General features: G+C 68.4%; 14 protein-coding genes. 7 read left to right on the top strand and 7 right to left on the bottom strand.

The window, feature by feature from the left end:
* Positions 1–66: 66 nt before the first annotated feature.
* Positions 67–891, top strand: coding sequence for an outer membrane protein assembly factor BamD (locus C693_RS0106700; RefSeq protein WP_017461486.1), 825 nt, complete (start codon positions 67–69; stop codon positions 889–891).
* A gap of 194 nt (positions 892–1085) precedes the next feature.
* Here C693_RS0106700 and sucD read toward each other — a convergent pair whose 3' ends face one another.
* Both sucD and sucC read right to left on the bottom strand, forming a co-directional pair.
* Positions 1086–1958: a succinate--CoA ligase subunit alpha gene (gene sucD / locus C693_RS0106695; protein ID WP_017461485.1), complete on the bottom strand. Its 873-nt coding sequence runs from the start codon at positions 1956–1958 to the stop codon at positions 1086–1088.
* Between the two features lie 14 nt (positions 1959–1972).
* Positions 1973–3136 carry an ADP-forming succinate--CoA ligase subunit beta gene (gene sucC, locus C693_RS0106690; RefSeq protein ID WP_017461484.1) on the bottom strand — a complete coding sequence of 388 codons (1164 nt, stop codon included), beginning with the start codon at positions 3134–3136 and terminating at the stop codon, positions 1973–1975.
* 326 nt (positions 3137–3462) lie between these two features.
* Between sucC and C693_RS0106685 the strand changes: the two genes are divergently transcribed.
* The gene (locus C693_RS0106685; RefSeq protein ID WP_017461483.1) at positions 3463–5100 is read left to right on the top strand and encodes a sensor histidine kinase; all 1638 of its coding nucleotides are present in this window, start codon (positions 3463–3465) and stop codon (positions 5098–5100) included.
* On the opposite strand, the gene C693_RS0106680 is transcribed toward C693_RS0106685, so the two are convergent.
* The gene (locus tag C693_RS0106680; RefSeq protein WP_017461482.1) at positions 5093–6052 is read right to left on the bottom strand and encodes a LacI family DNA-binding transcriptional regulator; all 960 of its coding nucleotides are present in this window, start codon (positions 6050–6052) and stop codon (positions 5093–5095) included. The genes C693_RS0106685 and C693_RS0106680 overlap by 8 nt on opposite strands.
* A gap of 364 nt (positions 6053–6416) precedes the next feature.
* Here C693_RS0106680 and pgmB point away from each other — a divergent pair, with 364 nt between their 5' ends.
* The 5 genes from pgmB to C693_RS0106655 all read left to right on the top strand — a co-directional run bounded on the left by pgmB (position 6417) and on the right by C693_RS0106655 (position 16050).
* Positions 6417–9458: a beta-phosphoglucomutase gene (gene pgmB / locus C693_RS0106675; protein ID WP_017461481.1), complete on the top strand. Its 3042-nt coding sequence runs from the start codon at positions 6417–6419 to the stop codon at positions 9456–9458.
* Positions 9459–9526: 68 nt separating this feature from the next.
* Complete coding sequence (locus C693_RS0106670; RefSeq protein WP_017461480.1) at positions 9527–12046, top strand: TonB-dependent receptor; 2520 nt, start codon at positions 9527–9529, stop codon at positions 12044–12046.
* Positions 12047–12132: 86 nt separating this feature from the next.
* The gene (locus C693_RS0106665; RefSeq protein ID WP_017461479.1) at positions 12133–13398 is read left to right on the top strand and encodes an MFS transporter; all 1266 of its coding nucleotides are present in this window, start codon (positions 12133–12135) and stop codon (positions 13396–13398) included.
* Positions 13399–13563: 165 nt separating this feature from the next.
* A complete protein-coding gene (locus C693_RS0106660; protein ID WP_241762643.1) occupies positions 13564–14568 on the top strand; it encodes an alpha/beta hydrolase in 1005 nt (334 codons plus the stop codon).
* 72 nt (positions 14569–14640) lie between these two features.
* Entirely contained in the window at positions 14641–16050 is a 1410-nt protein-coding gene (locus tag C693_RS0106655; protein WP_017461477.1) for a sigma-54-dependent transcriptional regulator, read from the top strand.
* Between the two features lie 39 nt (positions 16051–16089).
* On the opposite strand, the gene C693_RS0106650 is transcribed toward C693_RS0106655, so the two are convergent.
* From C693_RS0106650 to C693_RS0106635, 4 genes are all read right to left on the bottom strand, one after another.
* Positions 16090–17649: a response regulator gene (locus tag C693_RS0106650; RefSeq protein ID WP_198506843.1), complete on the bottom strand. Its 1560-nt coding sequence runs from the start codon at positions 17647–17649 to the stop codon at positions 16090–16092.
* A 68-nt stretch (positions 17650–17717) separates the two neighbouring features.
* A complete protein-coding gene (locus tag C693_RS0106645; RefSeq protein WP_017461475.1) occupies positions 17718–18164 on the bottom strand; it encodes a response regulator in 447 nt (148 codons plus the stop codon).
* On the bottom strand, positions 18161–19954 hold the full coding sequence (locus C693_RS0106640) for a sensor histidine kinase (RefSeq protein ID WP_043598523.1): 1794 nt from the start codon (positions 19952–19954) through the stop codon (positions 18161–18163). Before C693_RS0106640 ends, C693_RS0106645 begins: the two co-directional genes overlap by 4 nt.
* 88 nt (positions 19955–20042) lie before the next feature.
* Positions 20043–22358 carry a GH92 family glycosyl hydrolase gene (locus tag C693_RS0106635; protein WP_017461473.1) on the bottom strand — a complete coding sequence of 772 codons (2316 nt, stop codon included), beginning with the start codon at positions 22356–22358 and terminating at the stop codon, positions 20043–20045.
* Positions 22359–22463: the final 105 nt, after the last annotated feature.

The raw sequence follows: 22463 nt of genomic DNA, 5'->3' as shown, positions 1-22463 counted from the left end.
CCCCCGCGAGGTCCGGCCGGTTTCGGCTATCATGCCTTTTCGATCAAACATCTGAATTCCTTGCCCATGCGCCTTTCCAAACTGCTCGTCGTGCTCGGTGTCACCCTCACGATGAGCGCCTGCTCGCTGTTCCACAGCAAGCGCGCCACCATCGACACGATGCCGCTGCCGCAGCTTTATGCAAAAGCGCACGGCGACCTGGAGAACAGCGACTACTCCGCGGCGACGAAAGCTTATCAGCGTCTGATCGCCCGCTTCCCCTCCGGCGAGTACAACGAGCAGGCGCAGCTGGAGCTGGCCTACGCGCAGTACAAGGACAACCAGCCCGACGACGCGTACTCGACGATCAATCGCTTCATCAAGACGTATCCGACCAACAAGCACGTCGACTACGCCTATTACCTCCGCGGCTTGGTCAACTTCGGCCGCACCTCGGGCATCATCGAGCGCTATATCTCGCGCTCCGGCGCCGAGAGCCGCCGCGACCAGGGCTACAACCTCAAGTCCTTCGACGATTTCACCGAGCTGACCCGCCGCTTCCCGGACAGCGCTTACGCCGCGGACGCCCGCCAGCGCATGATCTACCTGCGCAACGTGCTGGCCCAGTACGAGATCAACGTCGCCGAGTTCTACCTGCGCAACAAGGCCTACGTCGCCTCGGCCGACCGCGCCCAGTACGTGGTGGAGCACTACCAGCAGGCGCCGCAGGTCGGCGACGCGCTGGCGATCCTTTCGCGCAGCTACCTGTCGCTGGACCAGAAGAAGCAGGCCGAGGAGGTGCGCAAGGTGCTGGCGCTGAACTATCCGGACCACCCGTACCTGACCGACCCGAAGTGGCCGCACGCGCCTTCCACGCTGCGCAAGATGGTGCCGTTCTCCGGTCATCACTGACCGACGGGGCATCGTGGACCAGAAAAGCCGGCGAGCCATCGCCGGCTTTTTTGTGGCCGCGAGCGCGGGCGGTGCAGATCGCCCCGGCTCGCGGCAGGCTCCCCCGCGGCAAAGGCTCATCGCCTGGAAACGGGCCAAACAAAAAGGCCGCGCGATGCGCGGCCTTTTCGCGTCGGTGCCCGTGGGCGACCGGCTTACTTCATCAGCTTGGCCAGGGTCTTGCCCAGGTCGGCCGGGGACTTCACCGTGGTGACGCCCGCCTTCTCCAGCGCGGCGAACTTGGCTTCCGCCGTGCCCTTGCCGCCGGAGATGATCGCACCGGCGTGGCCCATGCGCTTGCCGGCCGGGGCCGAGGCACCGGCGATGAACGACACCACCGGCTTGGTCACGTACTCGGCGATGAACTCGGCCGCGTCTTCCTCGGCGCTGCCGCCGATCTCGCCGACCATGATGATGCCCTCGGTCTGCGGGTCGTCCTGGAACAGCTTCAGGCAGTCGATGAAGTTCAGGCCGTTGATCGGGTCGCCGCCGATGCCGATGCAGGTCGACTGGCCCAGGCCCTCGTTGGTGGTCTGGAACACCGCTTCATAGGTCAGCGTGCCCGAACGCGACACGATGCCGACCTTGCCCGGCTTGTGGATGTGACCCGGCATGATGCCGATCTTGCACTCGCCCGGGGTGATGATGCCGGGGCAGTTCGGCCCGATCAGCACGGTTTCCGGATGCTGCGCCAGCACGTTCTTCACGCGCAGCATGTCCAGCACCGGGATGCCCTCGGTGATCGCCACGATCACGCGGATACCCGCGTCGATCGCCTCGAGGATCGAGTCGGCCGCGAACGGCGGCGGCACGAAGATGACCGACGCGTCGGCACCGGTCTCGGCGACGGCCTCATCGACCGAGTTGAAGACCGGCAGGCCGATGTGCTCGGAACCGCCCTTGCCCGGGGTGACGCCGCCGACGACCTGGGTGCCGTAGTCCAGCGCCTGCTGCGCGTGGAAGGTGCCCTGCTGGCCGGTGAAGCCCTGCACCAGGACCTTGGTGTTCTTGTTGACGAGAACGCTCATGGATTCGCTACTCCTCAGGCCTTGGCCGCAGCCACGGCTTTCTGCGCCGCATCGTTGAGATCGTCGGCCGGCGTGATCGCCAGGCCGGAGTTGGCCAGCAGTTCGCGGCCCAGCTCGACGTTGGTGCCCTGCAGGCGCACCACCACGGGGATGGTCAGGCCCACTTCCTTCACCGCGGCGATGATGCCCTCGGCGATCAGGTCGCAGCGCACGATGCCGCCGAAGATGTTGACCAGGATGGCGTTCACCTTGTCGGAGGAGAGGATCAGCTTGAACGCCTCGGTGACGCGCTCCTTGGTGGCGCCGCCGCCGACGTCGAGGAAGTTGGCCGGCTCGCCGCCCGCCAGCTTGATCACGTCCATGGTGGCCATGGCGAGGCCGGCGCCGTTGACCATGCAGCCGATGGTGCCGTCCATGGTCACGTAGTTCAGGTTGTGCTGCACGGCAGCCGCCTCGGCCGCGTCTTCCTGGGTCAGGTCGCGCATGGCGGCCAGGTCCGGGTGGCGGAACTCGGCGTTGTCGTCGGAGTTGACCTTGCCGTCCAGCGCGGCGAGCGTGCCGTCGGCGAGGATCGCCAGCGGGTTCAGCTCGACCAGCGACAGGTCCTTCTCGTTGAACAGCTTGTACAGGCCCAGCATGATCTTGGTCAGCTGGCCGACCTGCTTGGCGTTGAGATCCATGGCGAAGCCGAGCTGGCGGCACTGGTACGGCTGCAGGCCCTCGACGAAGTCCACCACGATGGTGTGGATGTCTTCCGGGGTGTCCTTGGCCACCTGCTCGATGTCCACGCCGCCGTGCTTGGAGGCGATGAACGAGACCGACTTGGAATCGCGGTCGACCAGCACCGACAGGTACAGCTCCTTGGCGATGTCGGTGGCGTCGGTGACCAGCACCAGGTTCACCGGCAGCGCGCGGCCGGCGGACTGGTAGGTCTCCATCCTGGTGCCCAGCATGCCCTTGGCGGCATCGCGGACGTCGTCGAGGCTACGGCAGAACTTGACGCCGCCGGCCTTGCCGCGGCCACCGGCGTGGATCTGCGCCTTGACCATCCACTGCGTGCCGCCCAGCGCCTTGGCGGCGTCGACGGCAGCATCGGGGGAATTGGCAACCTTGCCCGGCGGTACGGTGATGCCGTACTGCGCGAACAGCTCTTTGGCCTGGTACTCGTGGAAATTCATTCGATACCTCGAGTGAATGGGGGACGTGTCGGACCCCCGCCATGGCGGGGGCGGGAGTCCGGGAGAGTCGACACGGCAGTGGAGGAGCCCTGCCGGCACTTGCACAGCGCAGCCGTGGCATCCGGCCGGCGCGCCCGAGGCGCGGGGACCGGTCACCGCAAAACGGCGCGATACGGCCGCGCATTTTCGCAGCAGCGGGGCCGGATGGAAAGGGCAGGTCATCTCTCGGCCACGCTGCGCGCGGCCCGGCAGGGCGTCTATACTCGCGCGCAGATGCCCTTGAACCCGCCCGCGGAGTGCACCTGCCCGTGTCCAGCCCCGCCCTGATGCCCTCGCCGGTCCCCCGCCGGGCCACCACGGCCACGCGACACGAGCTGTTCTTCCTCAACTACTTCCGCCTGGCGCAGGCGGTGGTGTATGTGGCGCTGGCATTCGCTCCGGTCGACATGCGCTGGATCCGGCTGACCCACCCGGACCTGGCGCAGAGCGTGGTGATCGCCTACCTGCTCGCCGCCGTGGCCATCCTGCTGCTGACCCGCCGGCTCGCCGTGATCGCCCCGGTGACGGTGTCGCTGACCCTGGTGGTGGATATCGGCGTAGCGGTGATGGCGGTGATCGCCATGCACGACGCACGCATCGGCATCGCGATGATGCTGGCGGTGAACCTGAGCGCTGGCGCGCTGGTGCTGCCGCTGCGGCTGTCGCTGTTCTTCGCCTCCCTGGCCACGCTCGGCATGCTCGGCCACACCACGCTGGAGACCTCGCCCAATACCCCCATCGACAGCCATGAGCTGCTCGAGGCCGCGTTGTTCGGGCTGGCCTATTTCGCCACCACCACGCTCTGCCACGTGCTGGGTCGCCAGTTGCGTGCCACCGAAGCACTGGCCGAACAGCGCAGCATCGACCTGGCCAACCTGGCCCAGGTGAACGAGCTGATCATCCGTCGCATGAAGACCGGCGTGCTGCTGGTCGACGACGCCAACCACATCCACCAGATGAACGAATCCGGCTGGATGCTGTTGGGCAGTCCGCCGGCGGACCAGCGCGACCTTGGCAAGCTGGCGCCGGAGCTTTCGCGCCGGCTCTACCACTGGATGACCTCCGGCAAGCTGGACGAGACCGCCACCCAGCTCGCCGACGGCACGCCCGAGGTGGTGCCGCGCTTCACCCGGCTGGCGCCAAACGACGACTCGCACGTGCTGATCTTCCTCGACGACACCTCGCTGGTGTCCCGTCGCGCCGAGGAGCTCACGCTCAGTTCGCTGGGGCGGCTGTCGGCCTCGATCGCCCACGAGATCCGCAACCCGCTGGCGGCGATCCGCTACTCCGCACAGCTGCTGGCCGAATCGCGCAACATGCCGCCGACCGACCAGCGCATGGTGGAAATCATCAACAACCACTGCGTGCGGCTGAACGAGATCATCGAGAACATCCTGCAGCTGTCCCGCCGCGAGCGCTCGCGGCCGGAGACCCTGGACCTGGGCCACTGGGCCAACGCTTTCGTCGAGGAGTACCGCCAGGGGAACGACCTGGGCGAGGACTCGCTGCGGGTGATCAACTCCAGCGCACCAGTGGCCGCCGTGGCCGACCCGCAACAGCTGCAGCAGGTGGTGTGGAACCTGGTGCAGAACGCCCTGCGCTACGGGCGCATGCCCGGCGAGCCGGCCCGGGTGATGGTGGTGACCCGCCCGGGCGAACACGGCGTGCCGATCCTGGAAGTGATCGATCGCGGCCCGGGCATCGCGCCCAAGGTCGCCGCACAGATCTTCGAGCCGTTCTACACCACGCACGAATACGGGACCGGCCTGGGGCTTTACCTGGCACGGCAGATGACCGAGGCCAACCAGGCATCGCTGGAATACGTTCGCGTTGCCGGCGGCGGCAGTTGCTTCCGCATCACGCTGACGCCCGCGCACGCGCGGCAGACGGGCGATCCGGCGATCGCCGACGAGAGCGTCAGGTAGCGCGCGCCACCAGGCTCACCGGCAACACCTGCGACTCCACCGGCTCGCCGGCGATCAGCGCAAGCATCTTCTGCGCCAGCAGGCTGCCACCAGCCTGCCAGTCCTGCCGCACCGAACTCAGCGCCGGCTGGAATGCGGCGGCCATCGGCATGTCGTCGTAGCCGACTACCGAACAGTCATCGGGGACCTTGCGGCCCAGCTCCTGCACGGCGCGTATGGCGCCCATCGCCAGCAGGTCGCTGCAGGCGAACAGCGCATCGAACGGCACCTTGCGGGTCGCCAGCGAGTGCACCGCATCGATGCCCGACGCGAGAGTGAACTCGTCCCGCCGCAGCAGCAGCGGCTTGATGCCGTGGGCGGTAAGCGTGTCCACGAAGCCGCTCAGGCGCTCGAAGATCTCCGGGTGGCTGGGATTGCCGACGAACACCGGATGGCGTCGCCCCTGGCGCAGGAAGTGCTCGGCCACCAGCCGGCCGCCCATGCGGTTGTCGCTGCCGACCACGGCGTGCGCGTCCTCCTCGCCATGCGCACCCCACACCACCATCGGCAGCCCCAGCTTGTCGAAGCGGCGCACCGCATCCTGGCGCACGCCCTGGCCGAGCAGGATCAGCCCGTCGGCGGCCTGCACCGCGGCCGCGGCCGCCCCCTGCCGGGTGGTCAGCAGCACGCTGTACCCGGCCGCCGTGAGCTCCTGCGCGATGCCACCGAGCAGGGTCAGCGGGTAGGGGTCGAGCATGGTGCGGTCGCTGGACGGCTTCATCTCCACGATGACCGCCACCGTATGGCTGCGACGCAACCGCAGGTTGCGCGCACTCACGTTGAGCTTGTAGCCGTGGTCGCGCGCCAGCGCCTGGATCCGCTCGCGGGTCTCGGGCGTCACCAGCGGACTGTCGGCCAGCGCGCGCGACACCGTGATCTTGGACACGCCGGCCAGTTCGGCCAGGTCCGCCATGGTGAGGCTGCCGGTGCGGCCCGGCCGGTCTTTGCGGGTTCGACTCAAGTACGGGGCCTCCGGGCCAGATTCCGGATCGGGCCAGGCGAACTGGCCGCGTCCTGGCCAAGTGTGGCGATTTGCGGGCCCGACGTCTAATCCGCCGCGCCGCCGCAACCAGGCCGCCACGAAGTGACGGCTCACCCCCGCAAAACGGCATCCCGAAGCCCTTTGAAGACCCTGGCAGGCGACTGCCCGGCATGCTGTGCCGCAACAATGATATCGATGTCTTGATATCGATATCATTAGCTGTCATCGTCGCGCCCCGCCAGCCGGAACCAAACCTTCACGGCAGCCCGACAGAATGGTCATAGAGGGGTATCGCTTGGAAAAGCTCGACGCCGCGCCGGTGCCGCCACCGGCGCATACGCCACGTGGCAACCAGGCCTGGCCATCGGCAACGGCAACGCCGGACCCATGGCGCGTCGTACGCCACGGCACCGACCCGGCCGGCTTTGCCCAGGACGAGAGCCTGTTCGCGCTGGCCAATGGCGCGCTCGGTGTCCGCGGCGGACTGGAGGAGGCCCCCGGCGCCACCCAGGGCAGCTTCCTCGCGGGCGCCTGGGAGCGCAGCCCGATCGGCTACCACGAGCGTTTCCCCGGCTTCGCCGCCCATACCGACACCCGCATTCCGGTGGCCGACGCGATCGGGATCCAGCTGCGCCTGGGCGAGGTCCCGGTACGGCTGTCCGAGGGTGAATGGCTGGTCTTCGAGCGCGAGCTGGACCTGCGCACGGGATGCTATCGCCGACACCTGCGCTGGCGCGCCCCGACCGGCGCGACACTGGACATCCGCGCCGAGCGCCTGGTGCTGCTGGACGAGCCGGGCTTGCTGGCGATCCGCTACAGCGTGCAGTCGGACGACTACGCCGGCCCGATCAGCCTAGAGTCCACCATCGACACCGGCCGCGACGCGGTCGAGCAGGGCTTCGACCCCCGCATCGGCACGCACGTGGACGGCGGCTTCCGCACCCTGGCCGCGGCCGCCGACGAGCAACTCGCCTGGCTGGTGCAGGAGACCACCCACAGCGGGGTGCGGGTGGCCTGCGTGCAGCAGCATCGCCTGGGCGACACCCTGCACTGCCGCTACGGCGGCCACGCACCGCACGGCGTGGCGCAGATCATCGAGGGCGAACTGGCTCCCGGCCGCCACGTGACGCTGGAGAAGTACGCCAGTTACGCCTGGACCGGGCCGCACGAGGATCTCCCCGCCGAAGCCCTGCGCCAACGGGCGGGCGAGGCCCTGCAGCGCGCCGGTGCTGCCGGCTTCGATGCCCTGCTCGCCGCCCAGACCGCCGCGCTCGCCCCCCTCTGGAGCCAGGCCGACCTGGCGATCGACGGCGACCCCTCGGTGGAGCAGGCGCTGCGCTTCAACCTGTTCCACGTCTACCAGTCGAGCAGCCGCGACGGCCGCGCCAGCGCCGCCGCCAAGGGCCTGACCGGCGAAGGCTACGAAGGCCACTATTTCTGGGACGCCGAGGCCTTCATGCTGCCGGCGCTGGTCAACGTGGCGCCCGAACTGGCGCGCAGCATGCTGACCTACCGCCACGCCACGCTGGAGCGCGCGCGACTGCATGCGCGCGAGATGAACCACGCACGCGGCGCGCTCTACGCCTGGCGCACCATCAGTGGCGACGAGTGCTCGTCCTATTTCCCCAGCGGCTCGGCGCAATACCACATCAACGCCGCCGTCGCCTGGGCGATCCGGCTCTACGTGGATGCGACCGACGATCAGGCCTTCCTGGTCGAAAAGGGAGCGGAAATGCTGTTCGAGACCGCCCGTGTCTGGCTGGACGTGGGCCATTTCAATCCGCGCCGCGACGGTGCGTTCTGCATCCATGCGGTGACCGGACCGGACGAGTACTCCGCCGTGGTGGACAACAACCACTACACCAATCGCATGGCGCAGAAGCATCTGCGCGACGCGGCGGCGGTCGCCCGCTGGATGGCGGAGGAACAGGCGGCCGAATTCGATGCGCTGGCCGCCCGCATCGGCCTGGGCGCCGACGAGATCACCGCCTGGACGCGCGCCGCCGATGCCATGTACCTGCCGGTCGATCCCGGCCTGGGCATCTTCCCGCAGGACGACGCGTTCCTCGACCGTCCGCGCCTGCCGCCGCGCCCGCGGGTCGAGGGCAAGCGTCCGCTCCTGCTGGAACTGCACCCGCTCACCATCTACCGCCACCAGGTCTGCAAGCAGGCCGACACCCTGCTCGCGCTGATGCTGGCCGGCGACGACGTGGACCGCGCCGCCAAGCGGCGCAACTTCGACTACTACGAATCGGTCACGCTGCACGATTCCACGCTGTCGGCATCCACCTTCAGCGTGATGGCGGGGGAGGTCGGTTACGCGGACGAAGCCTATCGCTACTTCCTGGACACCCTGCGGGTGGACCTGGACGACCTGCACGGCAATGCCGCGCACGGCGTGCACATGGCGGCCATGGCCGGCAGCTGGCTCGCCCTGACCTGGGGATTCGGCGGGCTGCGCGTGGTCGACGGCCTGCCCAGCCTCGCCCCGTCGCTGCCGGACGCCTGGACCGGCTACCGTTTCGGACTGCGCTGGCGCGACGCGCAGCTGCGCGTGGAGGTGTCCCGCCAGGGCGTGCGCTACACCTTGTCCGGCGCACGACCGTTGCGCTTCCGCCACGGCGGCGCGCTGCAGGAGCTGGCTCCGGGCGGATCGATCGATCTTCCGCTGGCGACGCCCGCTCGCCTGCCGCGCCCGCTCAAGGCGGTGATCTTCGACCTGGACGGCGTCATCGCCGACACCGCCGTGGTGCACGACTCGGCCTGGCGCCAGCTGGCGCGCGAGCTGGGCCTGCCGTTCGACGACGCCACCGGCGAGCGCATGAAGGGGGTCGACCGGCTCGGCTCGCTCGACATCCTGCTCGAACGCGCCGACCGCAGCTACGCCGAGCACGAGCGCCTCGCCCTGGCCGAACGAAAGAACGGCTACTACCGGGAACAGATCGAACGTTTCGGTCCCGAACAACTGCTGCCCGGGGCGCGCGAAGCGATCGCCGCCGCGCGCGCAGCGGGTCTGAAGGTGGGCCTGGCCTCGGCCAGCCGGAATGCGCCGTTGCTGCTAGAGCGGATGGGCATCGCCGAGCTGTTCGACCACGTGGTGGATGCCGGTCGCATCACGCGTTCCAAGCCCGATCCGGAAATCTTCCTCGCCGCCGCCCGCGGGCTTGGCGTGGAACCCCACGAATGCCTCGGCGTGGAAGACGCCGCGGCCGGCGTGGACAGCATCCTCGCGGCCGGGATGGCCGCGGTGGCCGTGGGCGACTCGCCTGCGCTGGCGCATGCGGATGCGCGCATTCCGAACGTCGCCGCGTTCGATATCAAGCAATACACAACATGAAGGCGAACCGGCGGCCCCGGGGAGGGCGTCCGCCATCACAAACGATCCATCGTGGGGAGTACAAGCCGATGAACAACAAGCACCTGACCCGACTGGCCCTGTCCGCGGCCATCGCCGCCTGCCTGCTGCCCGCACTGGCTGCGGCCCAGGACACCAGCGCAACCACCAAGCCGGCCAAGAACGCCAAGCCGGACACCAGTGCCGCCAAGACCCTCGACCAGGTCGTGGTGACCGGCAACACCGCCACCGGTGGCCTGAAGAAGATCGACACCAGCTACTCGGTGGTGAGCGCCAGCGCCGAGCAGATCAAGATGGCCAACCCCAAGAGCACGGCCGACCTGCTGAAGATCTCGCCCGGCCTGTGGCCGGAATCCACCGGCGGCCAGACCGGCGCCAACATCGAGATCGCCGGCTTCCCGGGCGGCGGCGACGCGCCGTTCTTCTCCACCCAGCTGATGGGCTCGCCGCTGTACGGCATGCCCACGCTGTCGTTCTTCGAGACCACCTCGATCTTCCGCCTCGACGACACCGTGGACCGGGTGGAAATCCTGCAGGGCGGCCCGTCGGTGGTGTTCGGTGACGGCCAGATCGGCGCCACCGCCAACTTCATGCTCAAGACCGGCACCGACGTACCCAGCGGCAGCATCGGCGTGACCTACGGCAGTGAGAACCTGCGCCGCGTGGACGGCTTCTACGGCTTCCCGCTGGGCCATGACTGGTACGGCAGCGTCGGCGGCTTCTACCGCGACTCGGACGGTGTGCGCGATCCGAAATTCCCGGCCGACAAGGGCGGCCAGTTCACCGCCACCCTCAGCCACGACAGCGACAACGGCACCATGACGCTGTACGCGAGGGCGCTGAACGACAAGAACCAGTTCATCACGCCGATCCCGCTGATCCAGCGCGGCACCGACCAGTTCAGCGCCTACCCCGGCTTCGATCCGCTGACCGACACCTACAACGGCCCGGAGATCCAGCACGTCTACCTGCCGGGCTATCCGGGCGGCGGCACCCACGCCAACCTGGCCAACGGCCGCGGTGCCAAGTTCAACTTCTTCGGCGGCAACTTCGACTACGACCTGGGCAGCAGCTGGACGCTGTCGGACAAGTTCCTCATCGACGGTGGCGACGTCGACACCAACGCGCTGTTCTCCGGCACCAACCCCGGCTCGCTCAGCGACATGCTCTACACCGACGGCTCGAGTATCGGCGCGTTCAACCTGCCGGCCGGCTCGGCCACCGCCACCTACGTCAACGGCGGCGGCATGGTCGACCCGAACCAGAGCGTGATCCATCAGGGCTGGTGGTACATCCACAAGCACCTGAAGAACATGAGCAACGATTTCCGCCTGAGCAAGGAGCTGTTCGAGGGCAACACGCTCACCGGCGGCCTGTACCTGGCCCACTACACGATGAACGACAAGTGGGCACTGGGTAACCAGATGCTGATGACCAACACGCCGAACGCGCGGCCGATCCAGGTCAGCTACGTCGACGGCGGCGTCACCAAGCAGCTCACCGACGCGCAGGGCTTCCTCGACTACGGCGGCTACAACATCGCCCAGCACGGCACCGCCACCAACAAGGCGTTCTACCTGTCCGACGTCTGGCGCGTGGGCAAGTGGCTGTTCGACCTGTCCGGCCGCATCGAGAACGAAGACGCGGTCAACAACGTCTGCAACCTCGTCAACCGGAATCTCGACGGCAACGCCAACACGCTGTACGACAACAGCGTGCCGGTGTGCGACGGCACCTACGCCCGCACCAGCTACAACAAGACCCACCCGTCGTGGACGTTCGGCGTGAACTACGAGCTCGCCGACAACATGAGCGTGTACTTCCGGGCCAACAAGGGCGCGCACTTCGGCGACTTCGACAACGCCCTGCGCGGCAACACCACCGGCAACACCCCGCCGCTGCAGAAAATCACCAACTTCGAGGGCGGCTTCAAGTACCAGTCCGACCTGGTCTACGCCGACATCAGCGTGTACCACCGCCTGTTCGACGGCCTGGTCTACCAGCCCACGGATGGTGCCGGTGCCCCGGTGGGTGCGCAGGCGCTGTACGGCTCGGACTCCAAGGGCGTGAACCTGACCGGCGCGGTCACCCCGTTCAAGAACTTCAAGCTGCAGGTGGTCGCCAACTACCTCGACGGCCACTACTCGCACAACCAGTCCTGCTTCCTCTACACCGACCTGGCCACCGGCACCACGCAGTGCATCACGGTCAACGGCAAGCAGCTGCAGCGCCAGCCGAAGGTGCGCTTCATGCTGACGCCGAGCTATCGCATCCCGTTCGACTGGGGCGACGTGACCGCCTTCGTGACCTATACCCACGTCGGCCCGCACACCCAGGACCAGTCCGGGCTGCAGCAGCTGGGCAGCTACGACACCTGGGATTTCGGTGTGGTGGCGAACGTGCAGCAGAACTGGGAACTGCGCCTGCAGGGCACCAACATGACCAACGAGCTGGGCCTGACCGAGAGCAACTCGCGTATCTTCGGCGCGGCGACCGGTTCCGGCGGCGTGATCCTGGCGCGCCCGCTGGAGGGCCGCGAGGTCAACGTGCAGGTGAAGTACAAGTTCTGACCGCCTGAGTGTTACCCCGGAACGGTCCGGGCCGCGGCGGCATCGCGGTCCGGACCGTCGTTTTGTCGACTGCCCGCGAGTACCGCATGAACCGACTCCGCATGATCGTCGCGCTGGCGCTGATCTACATGGTCTTCGCCATCCTGCTCAACAGCGTCGGCACGGTGATCCTGCAGTCGATGGCCAGCTTCGGCGTCGACAAGCCGCAGGCCAGCCTGCTGGAGCTGTTCAAGGACCTGCCGATCGCGGTCACCTCGTTCATGGTGGCCTCGTTCCTGCCACTGCTCGGTTACCGCCGGGCGATGATGGGCGCGCTCACCATCGTCGGCGGCGCCTGCCTGCTGATGCCGATGTTTCCCGGCTTCCGCACCACCGAATTCCTGTTCGCCTGCGTGGGCGTGTCGTTCGCCCTGGCCAAGGTGGCGGTGTACTCCTCGATCGGCCTGCTCACCACCGATCGCGCCGAGCACTCCCGGCTGACCAACACCATCGAAGGCCTGTTCATGGTCGGCGTGCTGGCCGGCGGCTGGCTGTTCAGCGCCTTCGTCGACCCGGCTGCCCCAGGCGACACCCGGTGGCTGCGCGTGTACTGGCTGCTCGCGCTGATCTGCGCCGCGGTGATCGCCCTGCTCGCCGCCTCTCCGCTGGACGAATCGGCGGCCCGCGACGAGACCCCGCGCTCGGCGGCATCCACTGTCGGACAGATGCTGCAGCTGATGGCCCGGCCGCTGGTCTACGTATTCCTGCTGTCGGCCTTTCTCTACGTGCTGATCGAGCAGAGTTTCAGCACCTGGCTGCCGACCTTCAACAACGAGATCCTCAAGCTGCCCAACGCGATGAGCATCCAGATGGCGTCGATCCTCGCCGGCGCCACCGCGCTGGGCCGCATCGGCGCCGGCCAGGCGCTGCGCCGGGTCAGCTGGCACCGCCTGCTCAACGGCTGCGTGGTGGCGATGGCCGCGCTGGTGCTGCTGGTGCTGCCGATGGCGCGCGGCGTCAGCGTGACGCCGGACGTGGGCTGGCTCAGCGCCCCGGCGGCGGCCTACCTGATCCCGTTGATCGGCCTGCTGATGGCGCCGATCTATCCGGTGATCAACTCGGTGGCGCTGAGCTCGCTGCCCAAGCCGCTGCATGCCTCGATGACCGGCCTGATCGTGATCTTCTCCGCCCTGGGCGGCACCCTCGGCTCGCGCATCACCGCGATGGTGTTTGCACGCTTCGGCGGCATCCACGCGTTCTACTTCTCGCTGGTGCCGATGACCCTGGTGCTGGTGACGCTGTTCTTCTTCCGCCGCGAGACCGAACGTGCCGGCGTGCTTGCGCCGGTCACCGTGGGTATCGGCGGCAAGTGATCCGATGACTGGCGCCGGCAGAGGCCGGCGCGACCTGCCCGGGGAGTCCGCATGCGCAGCTTCGCTTTCGCCCCTCTGCTATTCGCGGCCAGCTCATTGGCCAGCGCAGCCTCCGGCGCGGCACAGATCGCGAGTGCGCCTCCCGGCGTGCAACCGGACGGAACCGTGACCTCTCCGGCGATCGCGGTCCCGTATTCGGAGCTCGCCTCGCCCGAGGCCCGCGCGTTCTTCCCGAAGATGCTTGCCGAGGGCGCCAAGGCCCCGCCGATCACCGCCCCCATCGCCGAAAGCCGCGCGTTCTACGACCGCATGAACAGCGACCGGGTGGCGCGCATGCGCAAGCGCTACCCGGTCGCCATCCGTCCCGAAACGATCGCCGGCGTGCCGACCGAAGTGGTGCTGCCGGCCGGTGGCGTCGCAACGGCCAACCGTCACCGCGTGCTGGTCAACCTGCACGGCGGCGCCTTCCTGTGGGGTGCCGGCAGCGGTGGCCTGGTCGAGTCGATCCCGATCGCCAGCCTTGGCCGCATCAAGGTGATCACGGTGGACTACCGGCAGGGGCCGGAACACACCTTCCCCGCCGCCAGCGACGACGTCGAGGCGGTCTACCGTGCCCTGCTGAAGCAGCACCGCCCACAGGACATCGGCATCTACGGCTGCTCGGCCGGCGGCATCCTCACCGCCGAATCGGTAGCGCGGCTGATCCATGACAACGTGCCGGTACCCGGTGCGATCGGCACCTTCTGCGGCTCGCTGCTGGACCTGACCGGCGATTCTTCCCGGGTCGCACCCCTGCTGAACGGCCAGGGTGTGCCGGCACACCGCCTCGGTTTCGGCGATCTGCCGTACTTCCGCGGCGTCGATCCGCACGACCCGCTGGTGCAGCCGGGGCTGTCGCCCACCCTGCTGGCCAGGTTTCCGCCGACCCTGCTGATCACCGGCACCCGCGACATGGCGATGAGCTCGGAGGTGCGCAGCCAGGCGCTGCTCCAGCAGGCCGGCGTCGAGGCGGAGCTGCACGTGTGGGAGGGCATGTGGCACTCGTTCTTTTCCGACCCCGAACTGCCGGAGTCGCGCCAGGCCTACCGGACCATCGTCGACTTCTTCGCCCGGCACCTTGGCCGGCGCGGCCCGGACCGGGGGCACGCCGCCCCTGACCGGACGCGCTGAACGCCCGGGCCTGCTTTGCCGACGGTGGACGCGGCGAGTATCCTGCCCGCCAGCCCACGATCCCCAGAGCCCATGAGCCTACAGACTGTCCTGGTCGTCGACGACGAACGCGACATCCGCGAACTGCTCACCATCACCCTCGGCCGCATGGACCTGCAGGTGGACGCGGTCGGCACCGTCGGCGAGGCCAGGCGTGCGCTGGCCGAACGCAGCTACGACCTGTGCTTCACCGACATGCGCCTGCCCGACGGCACCGGCCACGAGGTGATCGAACTGATCGCCGAACAGCACCCGGACACGCCGGTGGCGATGATCACGGCCTACGGCAACGTCGATGCGGCGGTGAGCGCACTGAAAGCCGGAGCCTTCGACTTCGTCTCCAAGCCGGTGGACATCCAGATGCTGCGGCGGCTGGTGCGCACGGCGCTGAAGCTGGCCGAGGAAAAGCGCGGCGAGGGCGGCGCCAGCACCGGGGGCAGCTCCAGCGACCGGCTGATCGGCGACTCGGCGGTGATGCAGCAGGTGCGCGCCACCATCGGCAAGCTGGCGCGCAACCAGGCTCCGGTCTATATCGCCGGCGAGTCCGGCGTCGGCAAGGAGCTGGTCGCCCGGCTGATCCACGAGCAGGGTCCGCGTGCCTCCGGGCCGTTCGTGCCGGTGAACTGCGGCGCGATTCCCACCGAGCTGATGGAAAGCGAGTTCTTCGGCCACAAGCGCGGCAGCTTCACCGGTGCGGCCAGCGACAAGGAAGGCCTGTTCCAGGCCGCCAACGGCGGCACGCTGTTCCTCGACGAAGTTGCCGAGCTGCCGCTGCACATGCAGGTGAAGCTGCTGCGTGCGATCCAGGAAAAGGCGGTGCGCCCGATCGGTGCCCGCGAGGAGGTGCCGGTGGACGTGCGCATCCTCTCGGCCACCCACAAGAACCTGGCGGCGCTGGTCGACCAGGGCCAGTTCCGCCAGGACCTGTTCTACCGCATCAACGTGATCGAGCTGCGCGTGCCGCCGCTGCGCGAGCGCCGTGGCGACGTGCCGCTGCTGGCCGCGCACATCCTGCGCCAGCTCGCCGCCAAGAGCGGCATGGCGCCGGGCCGGCTGCTGCCGGCGGCGCAACAGGCGCTGGACGAGTACGACTTCCCCGGCAACGTGCGCGAGCTGGAGAACGTGCTGGAGCGCGCGATGGCGATGAGCGACGGCGAAAGCATCGACGCCGCCGACCTGATGCTGCCGCAGCGCGCGCCGCGGCCGGCCTTCGATGCGGGCGTCGTCGCTCCGGCGGCAGCCGTCGGCGGCGCTGCCGAAGTCGCGCCCCCGGCCACTCCGGGCAGCGGCGTGGCGCTGGAGGACTACATCAGCAACCTCGAGCGCACGGCGATCATGAAGGCGCTGGAAGAATCGCGGTACAACAAGACCGCCGCCGCCAAGAAGCTCGGCATCACCTTCCGCGCGCTGCGCTACAAGCTCAAGAAGCTGGGTATCGACTGAGCCGCCCGGCCCCCACGCGGCACCCGCGAGGCCACCGCTTCAGGTGGCCTCGCTGTCTCTGAGGGCCAGGCGCAGGGTCTGCAGCAGATCGCGCGCCGTCACCGGCTTGTCCACCACGTGCAGGTGCTCCAGCGACGGCAGTTCCTCGAGCCGCGGCGGCGCCTCGGGGCGGGCCAGCAACAGCACCGGGCCGGCATAGCCGCGGTCGACCAGGGCGGCCAGCGTGCGTACCCCGGTGAACAGGTTCATCTCCGCGTCCATCACCACCACGTCGGGCAGGCCCTGGGCCTCGATCCACTGCAGCGCCACGGTGCCGCTCTGGCTGCCGTGGGCCTGGTAGCCGTAGGCGTCGAGCATGTCCGCCAGCAGCGAAAGCTGCGCGGCTTCCTCGATCACCACCAGCACCCGCTCGGCCTCGCCCTGCAGCCAGTCGTCGCTGCTCTCGACTCCGTCCGCCTCGTCCTGCACCGCCAGCGGCAGGTAGAGGTGGAACGCGGTGCCCTCGCCCGGTTCGCTCTCCACCCGCATCACGCCGCCGTGGCTGGCGACGATCCGCTTGCACGACAGCAGCCCCAGGCCGGTGCCGGTCTGCTTGGTGGTGAAGAACGGTTCGAACAGGCGCTCCAGCGTGTCCCCGTCCATGCCGTGGCCGGTATCGGCAACGGTCAGTCGCAGGTATTCGCCCTCCTGCGGCTCTTCGTCTTCCAGGAAGAAGTCGCCCGGCAGCGCACAGCGGCTGGATGTGATCTGCAGACGACCGCCGTCCGGCATCGCCTGGATGGCATTCAGGCAAAGGTTCAACAGGCACTGCTGCAACTCGGTGTGATTGCCTTCGAACGTCAGTTCCGGGTCGTCCAGCGTCATATCCATGGCCACTGCCCGGGGCACCGAACCCTGCAGCAGCAGTTCCAGCGCATTGGTCAGTGCGCCCAGCCGCACCTGCTCGGCACGGCGGGCGCCGCGCGCGAACGAGAGCATCGACTGCACCATTTCCAGCCCGCGCTTGCCGCAGTCGCGCACCAGGGCCCCCAGCCGCGCCAGACGGGGATCGTCCTGGTAGTCGAGCAGGCTGTCGCCGGCGAGCAACAGCGGCTGCAGCAGATTGCGCAGGTCGTGGCTGAGACCGCCGGCCAGCATCGCCAGCGCCTCGAAGCGCTGGGCGCGGATCAGTTCGGCCTCGGCACGATGCGCCGCCCGCTCCGCCTCGGCCTCGCTGAGCGCGCGGCGCACCGCGCTGGCCATGCGCGCAGGGTTCTGCTTGAGGATGTAGTCGGTGGCGCCATTGCGCAGCGCCTCGATCGCCGCCTCTTCGCCCAGCGTGGCGGAGACGAAGATGAAGGGCGTACCGTCGTCGCGGGCACGCAGCAGTTCCAGCGCACGCTGGCCGGAGAAGCCGGGCAGGCTCAGGTCGGACAGCACGATGTCCGGCCGGAACGATTCGAGCGCCTCGAGGTAGCTGGCCTCGTCGTCGACCAGCCGTGCCGAATGGGCAAGACCGTCCGCCTCGAGCTCGCCGAGCACCAGCTCGGCGTCGAGCGCGTTGTCCTCTACCTGGAGGACGCGGATGGGGGGAATGGTCCTGTTCAACCTGTGAGGCATGGAAGCTGTATCCGATCTGCGTCCTCGTCCGCCGCGCAGCGTAGCGCGGCCACCTCGCCCCGTCGCGGTCAGTCCAGCGCCGGCGACTGGTTCAGCACTGCCCAGAACTGGCCCAGCGTGCGCACCGCCTCGAAAAACTGGTCCGCATCCACCGGCTTGATCACGTAAGCGTTCACACCCAGGTCCCAGCTGCGCGCCAGATCGCTCTCCTCGCGCGAGGAGGACAGGATAACCACGGGGACCCGGCGCAGGCGCTCGTCGGTGCGCATCTGGGTGAGAACGTCCAGACCGTTCATCCGCGGCATCTTGATGTCCAGCAGCACCACCGCCGGCTCGGCCCGCTCACGGGTCGCCCAGGCACCGCGGGCATAGAAATAGTCCAGGCACTCCACCCCGTCCTCGAGGTGGATGACCGGGTTGGCCAGATTGGCCTCGCGCAGCGCATCCATCGCCATTTCGGCGTCGGCGAGGCTGTCCTCGACCAGCAGGATGGGGCGGATAAGGCGATTGCTCATGAACGGTCCTGTCGATGGGTGTCGCCGGCGTCGGAGGCCGGCAGGGAAAAGTGGAAGCGTGCGCCCTTGCCCGGCTCGCCCTCGGCCCAGACCCGTCCGCCATGGCGCGCCACGATGCGACGGACATTGGCCAGCCCGATGCCGTTGCCGGGGAAATCGGAGGCGCGGTGCAGCCGCTGGAACACGCCGAACAGCTTGCCGGCGTATTCCATGTCGAATCCGGCACCATTGTCAGCCACCGTGAACTGGTAGTCGCCGTTGGCGGCGCGTGTGGTTTCGATGCTGATCCGCGCCACGTCGCACTTGCCGGTGTACTTCACCGCGTTGCTGACCAGGTTCTGCCAGACCATCCGCAGCATGTTCTCGTCGCCGACCACGACCGGCAGCGGCGCCACCTTCCACTCGACGCGGCGATCGGCGGTGTCCGGCTCGGCCAGGGCGCGGGCCTCGTCCACCAGCGATTGCATGTCCACCGGCTGCAGGCGCAGCGCACCACGTCCCAGGCGGGAGAACACCAGCAGATCGTCGATCAGCTGGGCCATGCGCTGGGCCGAGCCGGAGATCACCCCGAGGTAATGGTGCCCCTTTTCGTCCAGCTGCTCGCCGAGGTGGCGCTCCAGCTTGCCGGCGAAACCGGCAATGTGTCGCAGCGGCGCGCGCAGGTCGTGCGATACCGAGTAGCTGAAGGCTTCCAGCTCGCGGTTCACGTCGGAGATCTGCTCGACCTTGCCCTCCAGCTGCCGGTTGAGCTCCTTGACCTGCTTTTCCACCAGCGCACGCACGGTGATGTCGCTCACCGTCACCAGCAGCGCCGGCTCGTCGTTTTCCTGCTGCACGCGGCGCGCGTTGACCACCACCCGGCGATCGGCACCGTCCGCGGTGCGCTGGTTGAGCTCGTAGTCCCACAGCTCGCGGTCGCGCAGCATGACGTCGCCCAGCCGCTGCAGCAGCGGCCCGTCGTTCCAGGCCCCTCCCCCCAGTTCGGCCAACGGCAGGGACTGCTTCTCGTCCGGATCCATGCCGTACAACTCGGCGAACGCGGCGTTGACCAGCAGCGTATCGAGCCCCTTGTCCAGCAGCACGATCGGCTCGCGCACCGCCTGCACGATCTGCCGTGAACGACGCACAGCCTGGCTCTCGCGCTCCTCCGCGCGCAGGCGTTCGCCGATCTGCCGCTCCGACACCACCACGACGATGCCCAGCAGCAGCATCTGCGCGAATGCGCCGATGCCGAGCACGAGGCGATAGTTGCTCGACTGGGCCTCTGCCGCCTTTCGCCGGTCCACCAGCAGCCGGTCTTCGGTGCTGACGATCTTGTCGAGGATGTCGCCGAGCACGAACAGTCTGCCGGCGTCGCGCAACGCCTTCTCCGCGCCGGGCCGATCGTTGTGGCGGGCACGCCAGAGCGCCTGCCACATCAGGGTGGAGCGGCCGCTGATGGTGGTCTGCAGCGAACCGATCAGCGCCTGCTGGTCCGGGTTGTCGCGAGTGAGGTCGCGCAGTTGCCAGAGCAGCTTGGAAATCGCATGCGAGGCATCGTCGATCCGCGACTGCGCCGCTTCGTCATCGCCGCTCAGCACGATCCGGTAGGCGGCCGCCTCGGCATCGCGGCTGAGATAGGCGATGCGATAGGTGATCGACTTCACTTCCGAGGAATGCGTCACCCACTGGGACGCATCCAGCGCATCGTTCGACGTGTTGCGGGTGATCGCGTAGGGCAGCGCAACGATCACCACCACCGACAGCAGCAGGCCGACGACCCGCCAGCGCAGGAAGCTCAGGTTCCTCATCTGCATCTACCGACCGCCCCCCGACAGGCTGGACGGGGCATTCTGGCACGCCCGCGCGTCATGCGGCCCGGTCGCGGACGCGGCGCGCTCAACGCGCATCGCCCGCCGTCGCGCCGGCAGGCGGGTGGGCCACCATGGTGAAGTGCAGGGTGCCGCCGGCGACCAGGTCGCCGTGGTGCAGAAAGGGCTGCCTGAGCGGGTGGCCATCGAGGGTGATCTCGCCGACATACGGATGCAAACCGTCGAAGGGTGCCGCAGTGATCGTGAAGGTCTTGTCGCCGGCCAGGTGCAGCACCGCTTCCGGCACGAACGGCCGGCCAACGGCATACGTGTCGCTGCCCGGCGCCACCGGATAGAAGCCCAGCGCGGTGAACACGTACCAGGCGGACATCTGGCCCAGGTCGTCGTTGCCGGCCAGGCCGTCGGGCGTGGCCGCGTACTGGGTGTCCATGATCTGCTTCAGGCGCTGCTGGGTCTTCCACGGCGCGCCGGCGTAGTCGTAGAGGTAGGCCATGTGGTGGCTCGGCTCGTTGCCGTGCGCGTACCAGCCGATCAGGCCGGTGATGTCCTCCACGTTCCTGAAGTGCGCCGGGTCGACCCTGGCGTCGAAGGTGGCGTCGAGCCTGGCGATGAACTTGTCGTTGCCTCCCATCGCCTGGATCAGGCCCGGCACGTCCTGCGGCACGTACCAGGAGTACTGCCAGGCGTTGCCCTCGGTGTAGTCGCTGCCGTAGCCGGCGAAGGTCGGGTCGAACGGCTCGCGGAACTGGCCGTTGCTGAGCTTGGCGCGCATGAAGCCGGTCACCGGGTCCCAGGCGTTGCGCCAGTTGGTGGAGCGCTTCATGAAGGTCGCCGCGGTGGCCGACTCGCCCATCGCCCTGGCCATCTGCGCCAGCGACCAGTCGTCGTAGGCGTATTCCAGGGTCTTGGAGGCGGCTTCGGGCTCGTGGTCGATCGGCACGTAGCCGAGCTTCATGTAGTCGGCCAGGTCGCCGTAGGGCTTGTAGGTGGCGCTGGCCACCATGACCTTCAGCGCCTCACGCGCATCGAAGCCGCGCACGCCCTTGACGTAGGCGTCGGCGATCACCGGCACCGCGTGGTAGCCGATCATGCACCAGGTCTCCAGGCCCTGGTACGCCCACACCGGCAGGATGCCGAACGGGCTGTCCTTGGCAGCGGCAACCAGCGAGCGCACGAAGTCGGTGCTCATGTCCGGGCGCAGCAGCACCATCAGCGGCTGCTGGGCGCGGTACACGTCCCACAGCGACCAGGTGGAGTAGAAGTCGAACCGCCCGTTGGCGTCCTTCGCCTCGTGCACCTGATGGTCCGGGCCGCGGTACTGGCCGTTGACGTCCATGCTCAGCGTGGGCGACAGGAACGCGTGGTAGAGCGCGGTGTAGAACTGCGTCTTCTGCGCCGCCGTGCCCTTGATGTCGATCGCCGCCAATGCCTTGTTCCAGGCGGCGGCGGCTTCGCGGCGGCGGGCGTCGAAATCCCAGCCCTTGCCGTCGGTGTCGAGGTTGGCGATGGCGTTGTCCGCGCTCACCGTGGAGATCGCCACTTTCACTTCCAGCGGCTTGCCCAGCGCGCCGAAATCGAACACCGCCTCGAGCGCGCGACCGTTCTGGTCGTCCGCGTCCTGCGGCTGGTTGCCCGGGCCCTTGAAACCCTTGTACGGCATGTTCTGCTCGCGGTTGTAGAGCGTGCGGCCGGTCATCGGCTGGTTGAAGCGCATGGCGAAGCACAGCTCGCGGCCGCGCGCCCAGCCGTTGGTGAGACGGCAACCGGTGACCGTGCCGTCCTCACGCACGCGCAGGCGCGACCACAGCACCTTGCCGTCGTAGTCGTAGATCGAGGGGCGCAGGTCCAGCAGCAGGTGCGCCGGCTTGCCCTTGGGGAAGGTATAGCGGTGCCAGCCGATCCGCCGGCCGGCGGTGAGCTCGGCGCGGATGCCGTAGTCGCTCAGGGTGACCGCGTAGTAGCCGGCCTGCTCCACCTCGGTGGCATGGCTGAAGCGCGAACGGTAGCCGCTGCCGGGCTGGCCGGCGTCGCCCGGATCGAGCTTCACCGCGCCGGCGATCGGCATCACCAGCACATCGCCCAGGTCCGAATGGCCGGAGCCGGAGAAGTGGGTGTGCGAGAAGCCCCTGATGGTCGGATCGCCGTACTGGTAGCCGGCGGCCCATTTGTAGGCGTGGTGGAAATCCGGCATCGCCGTGTCCGGCGACAGCTGGATCATGCCGAACGGCACCGTGGCCCCCGGGAAGGTGTGCCCGTCACCGCCGGTGCCGATGCGCGGATCGACCGAGGCGGCGTGTCCGGCCGGAGCGGGGCTGGCAGCGACGGCCGACGTCGATGTCAGGGCCAGGAAGACCGCCGTTGCGAGTACCCATTTGTGGTCCATGACATGCCCCATTTAGATCGTTCTAAAAATAACGCTATCATCCCCCGGCCGGTCGCCGCATGCTGCAGCGCCGGAGGGCGCACCCGCGCCGTTGCAGGTACATTC

Origin of the sequence: Dyella ginsengisoli LA-4, assembly GCF_000334915.1 — a bacterium.
GTDB classification, from domain to species: domain Bacteria; phylum Pseudomonadota; class Gammaproteobacteria; order Xanthomonadales; family Rhodanobacteraceae; genus Dyella_A; species Dyella_A ginsengisoli_A.
Note: the sequence above shows the minus strand (reverse complement) of the source record. Positions and strands in the feature narration are given on the sequence as shown.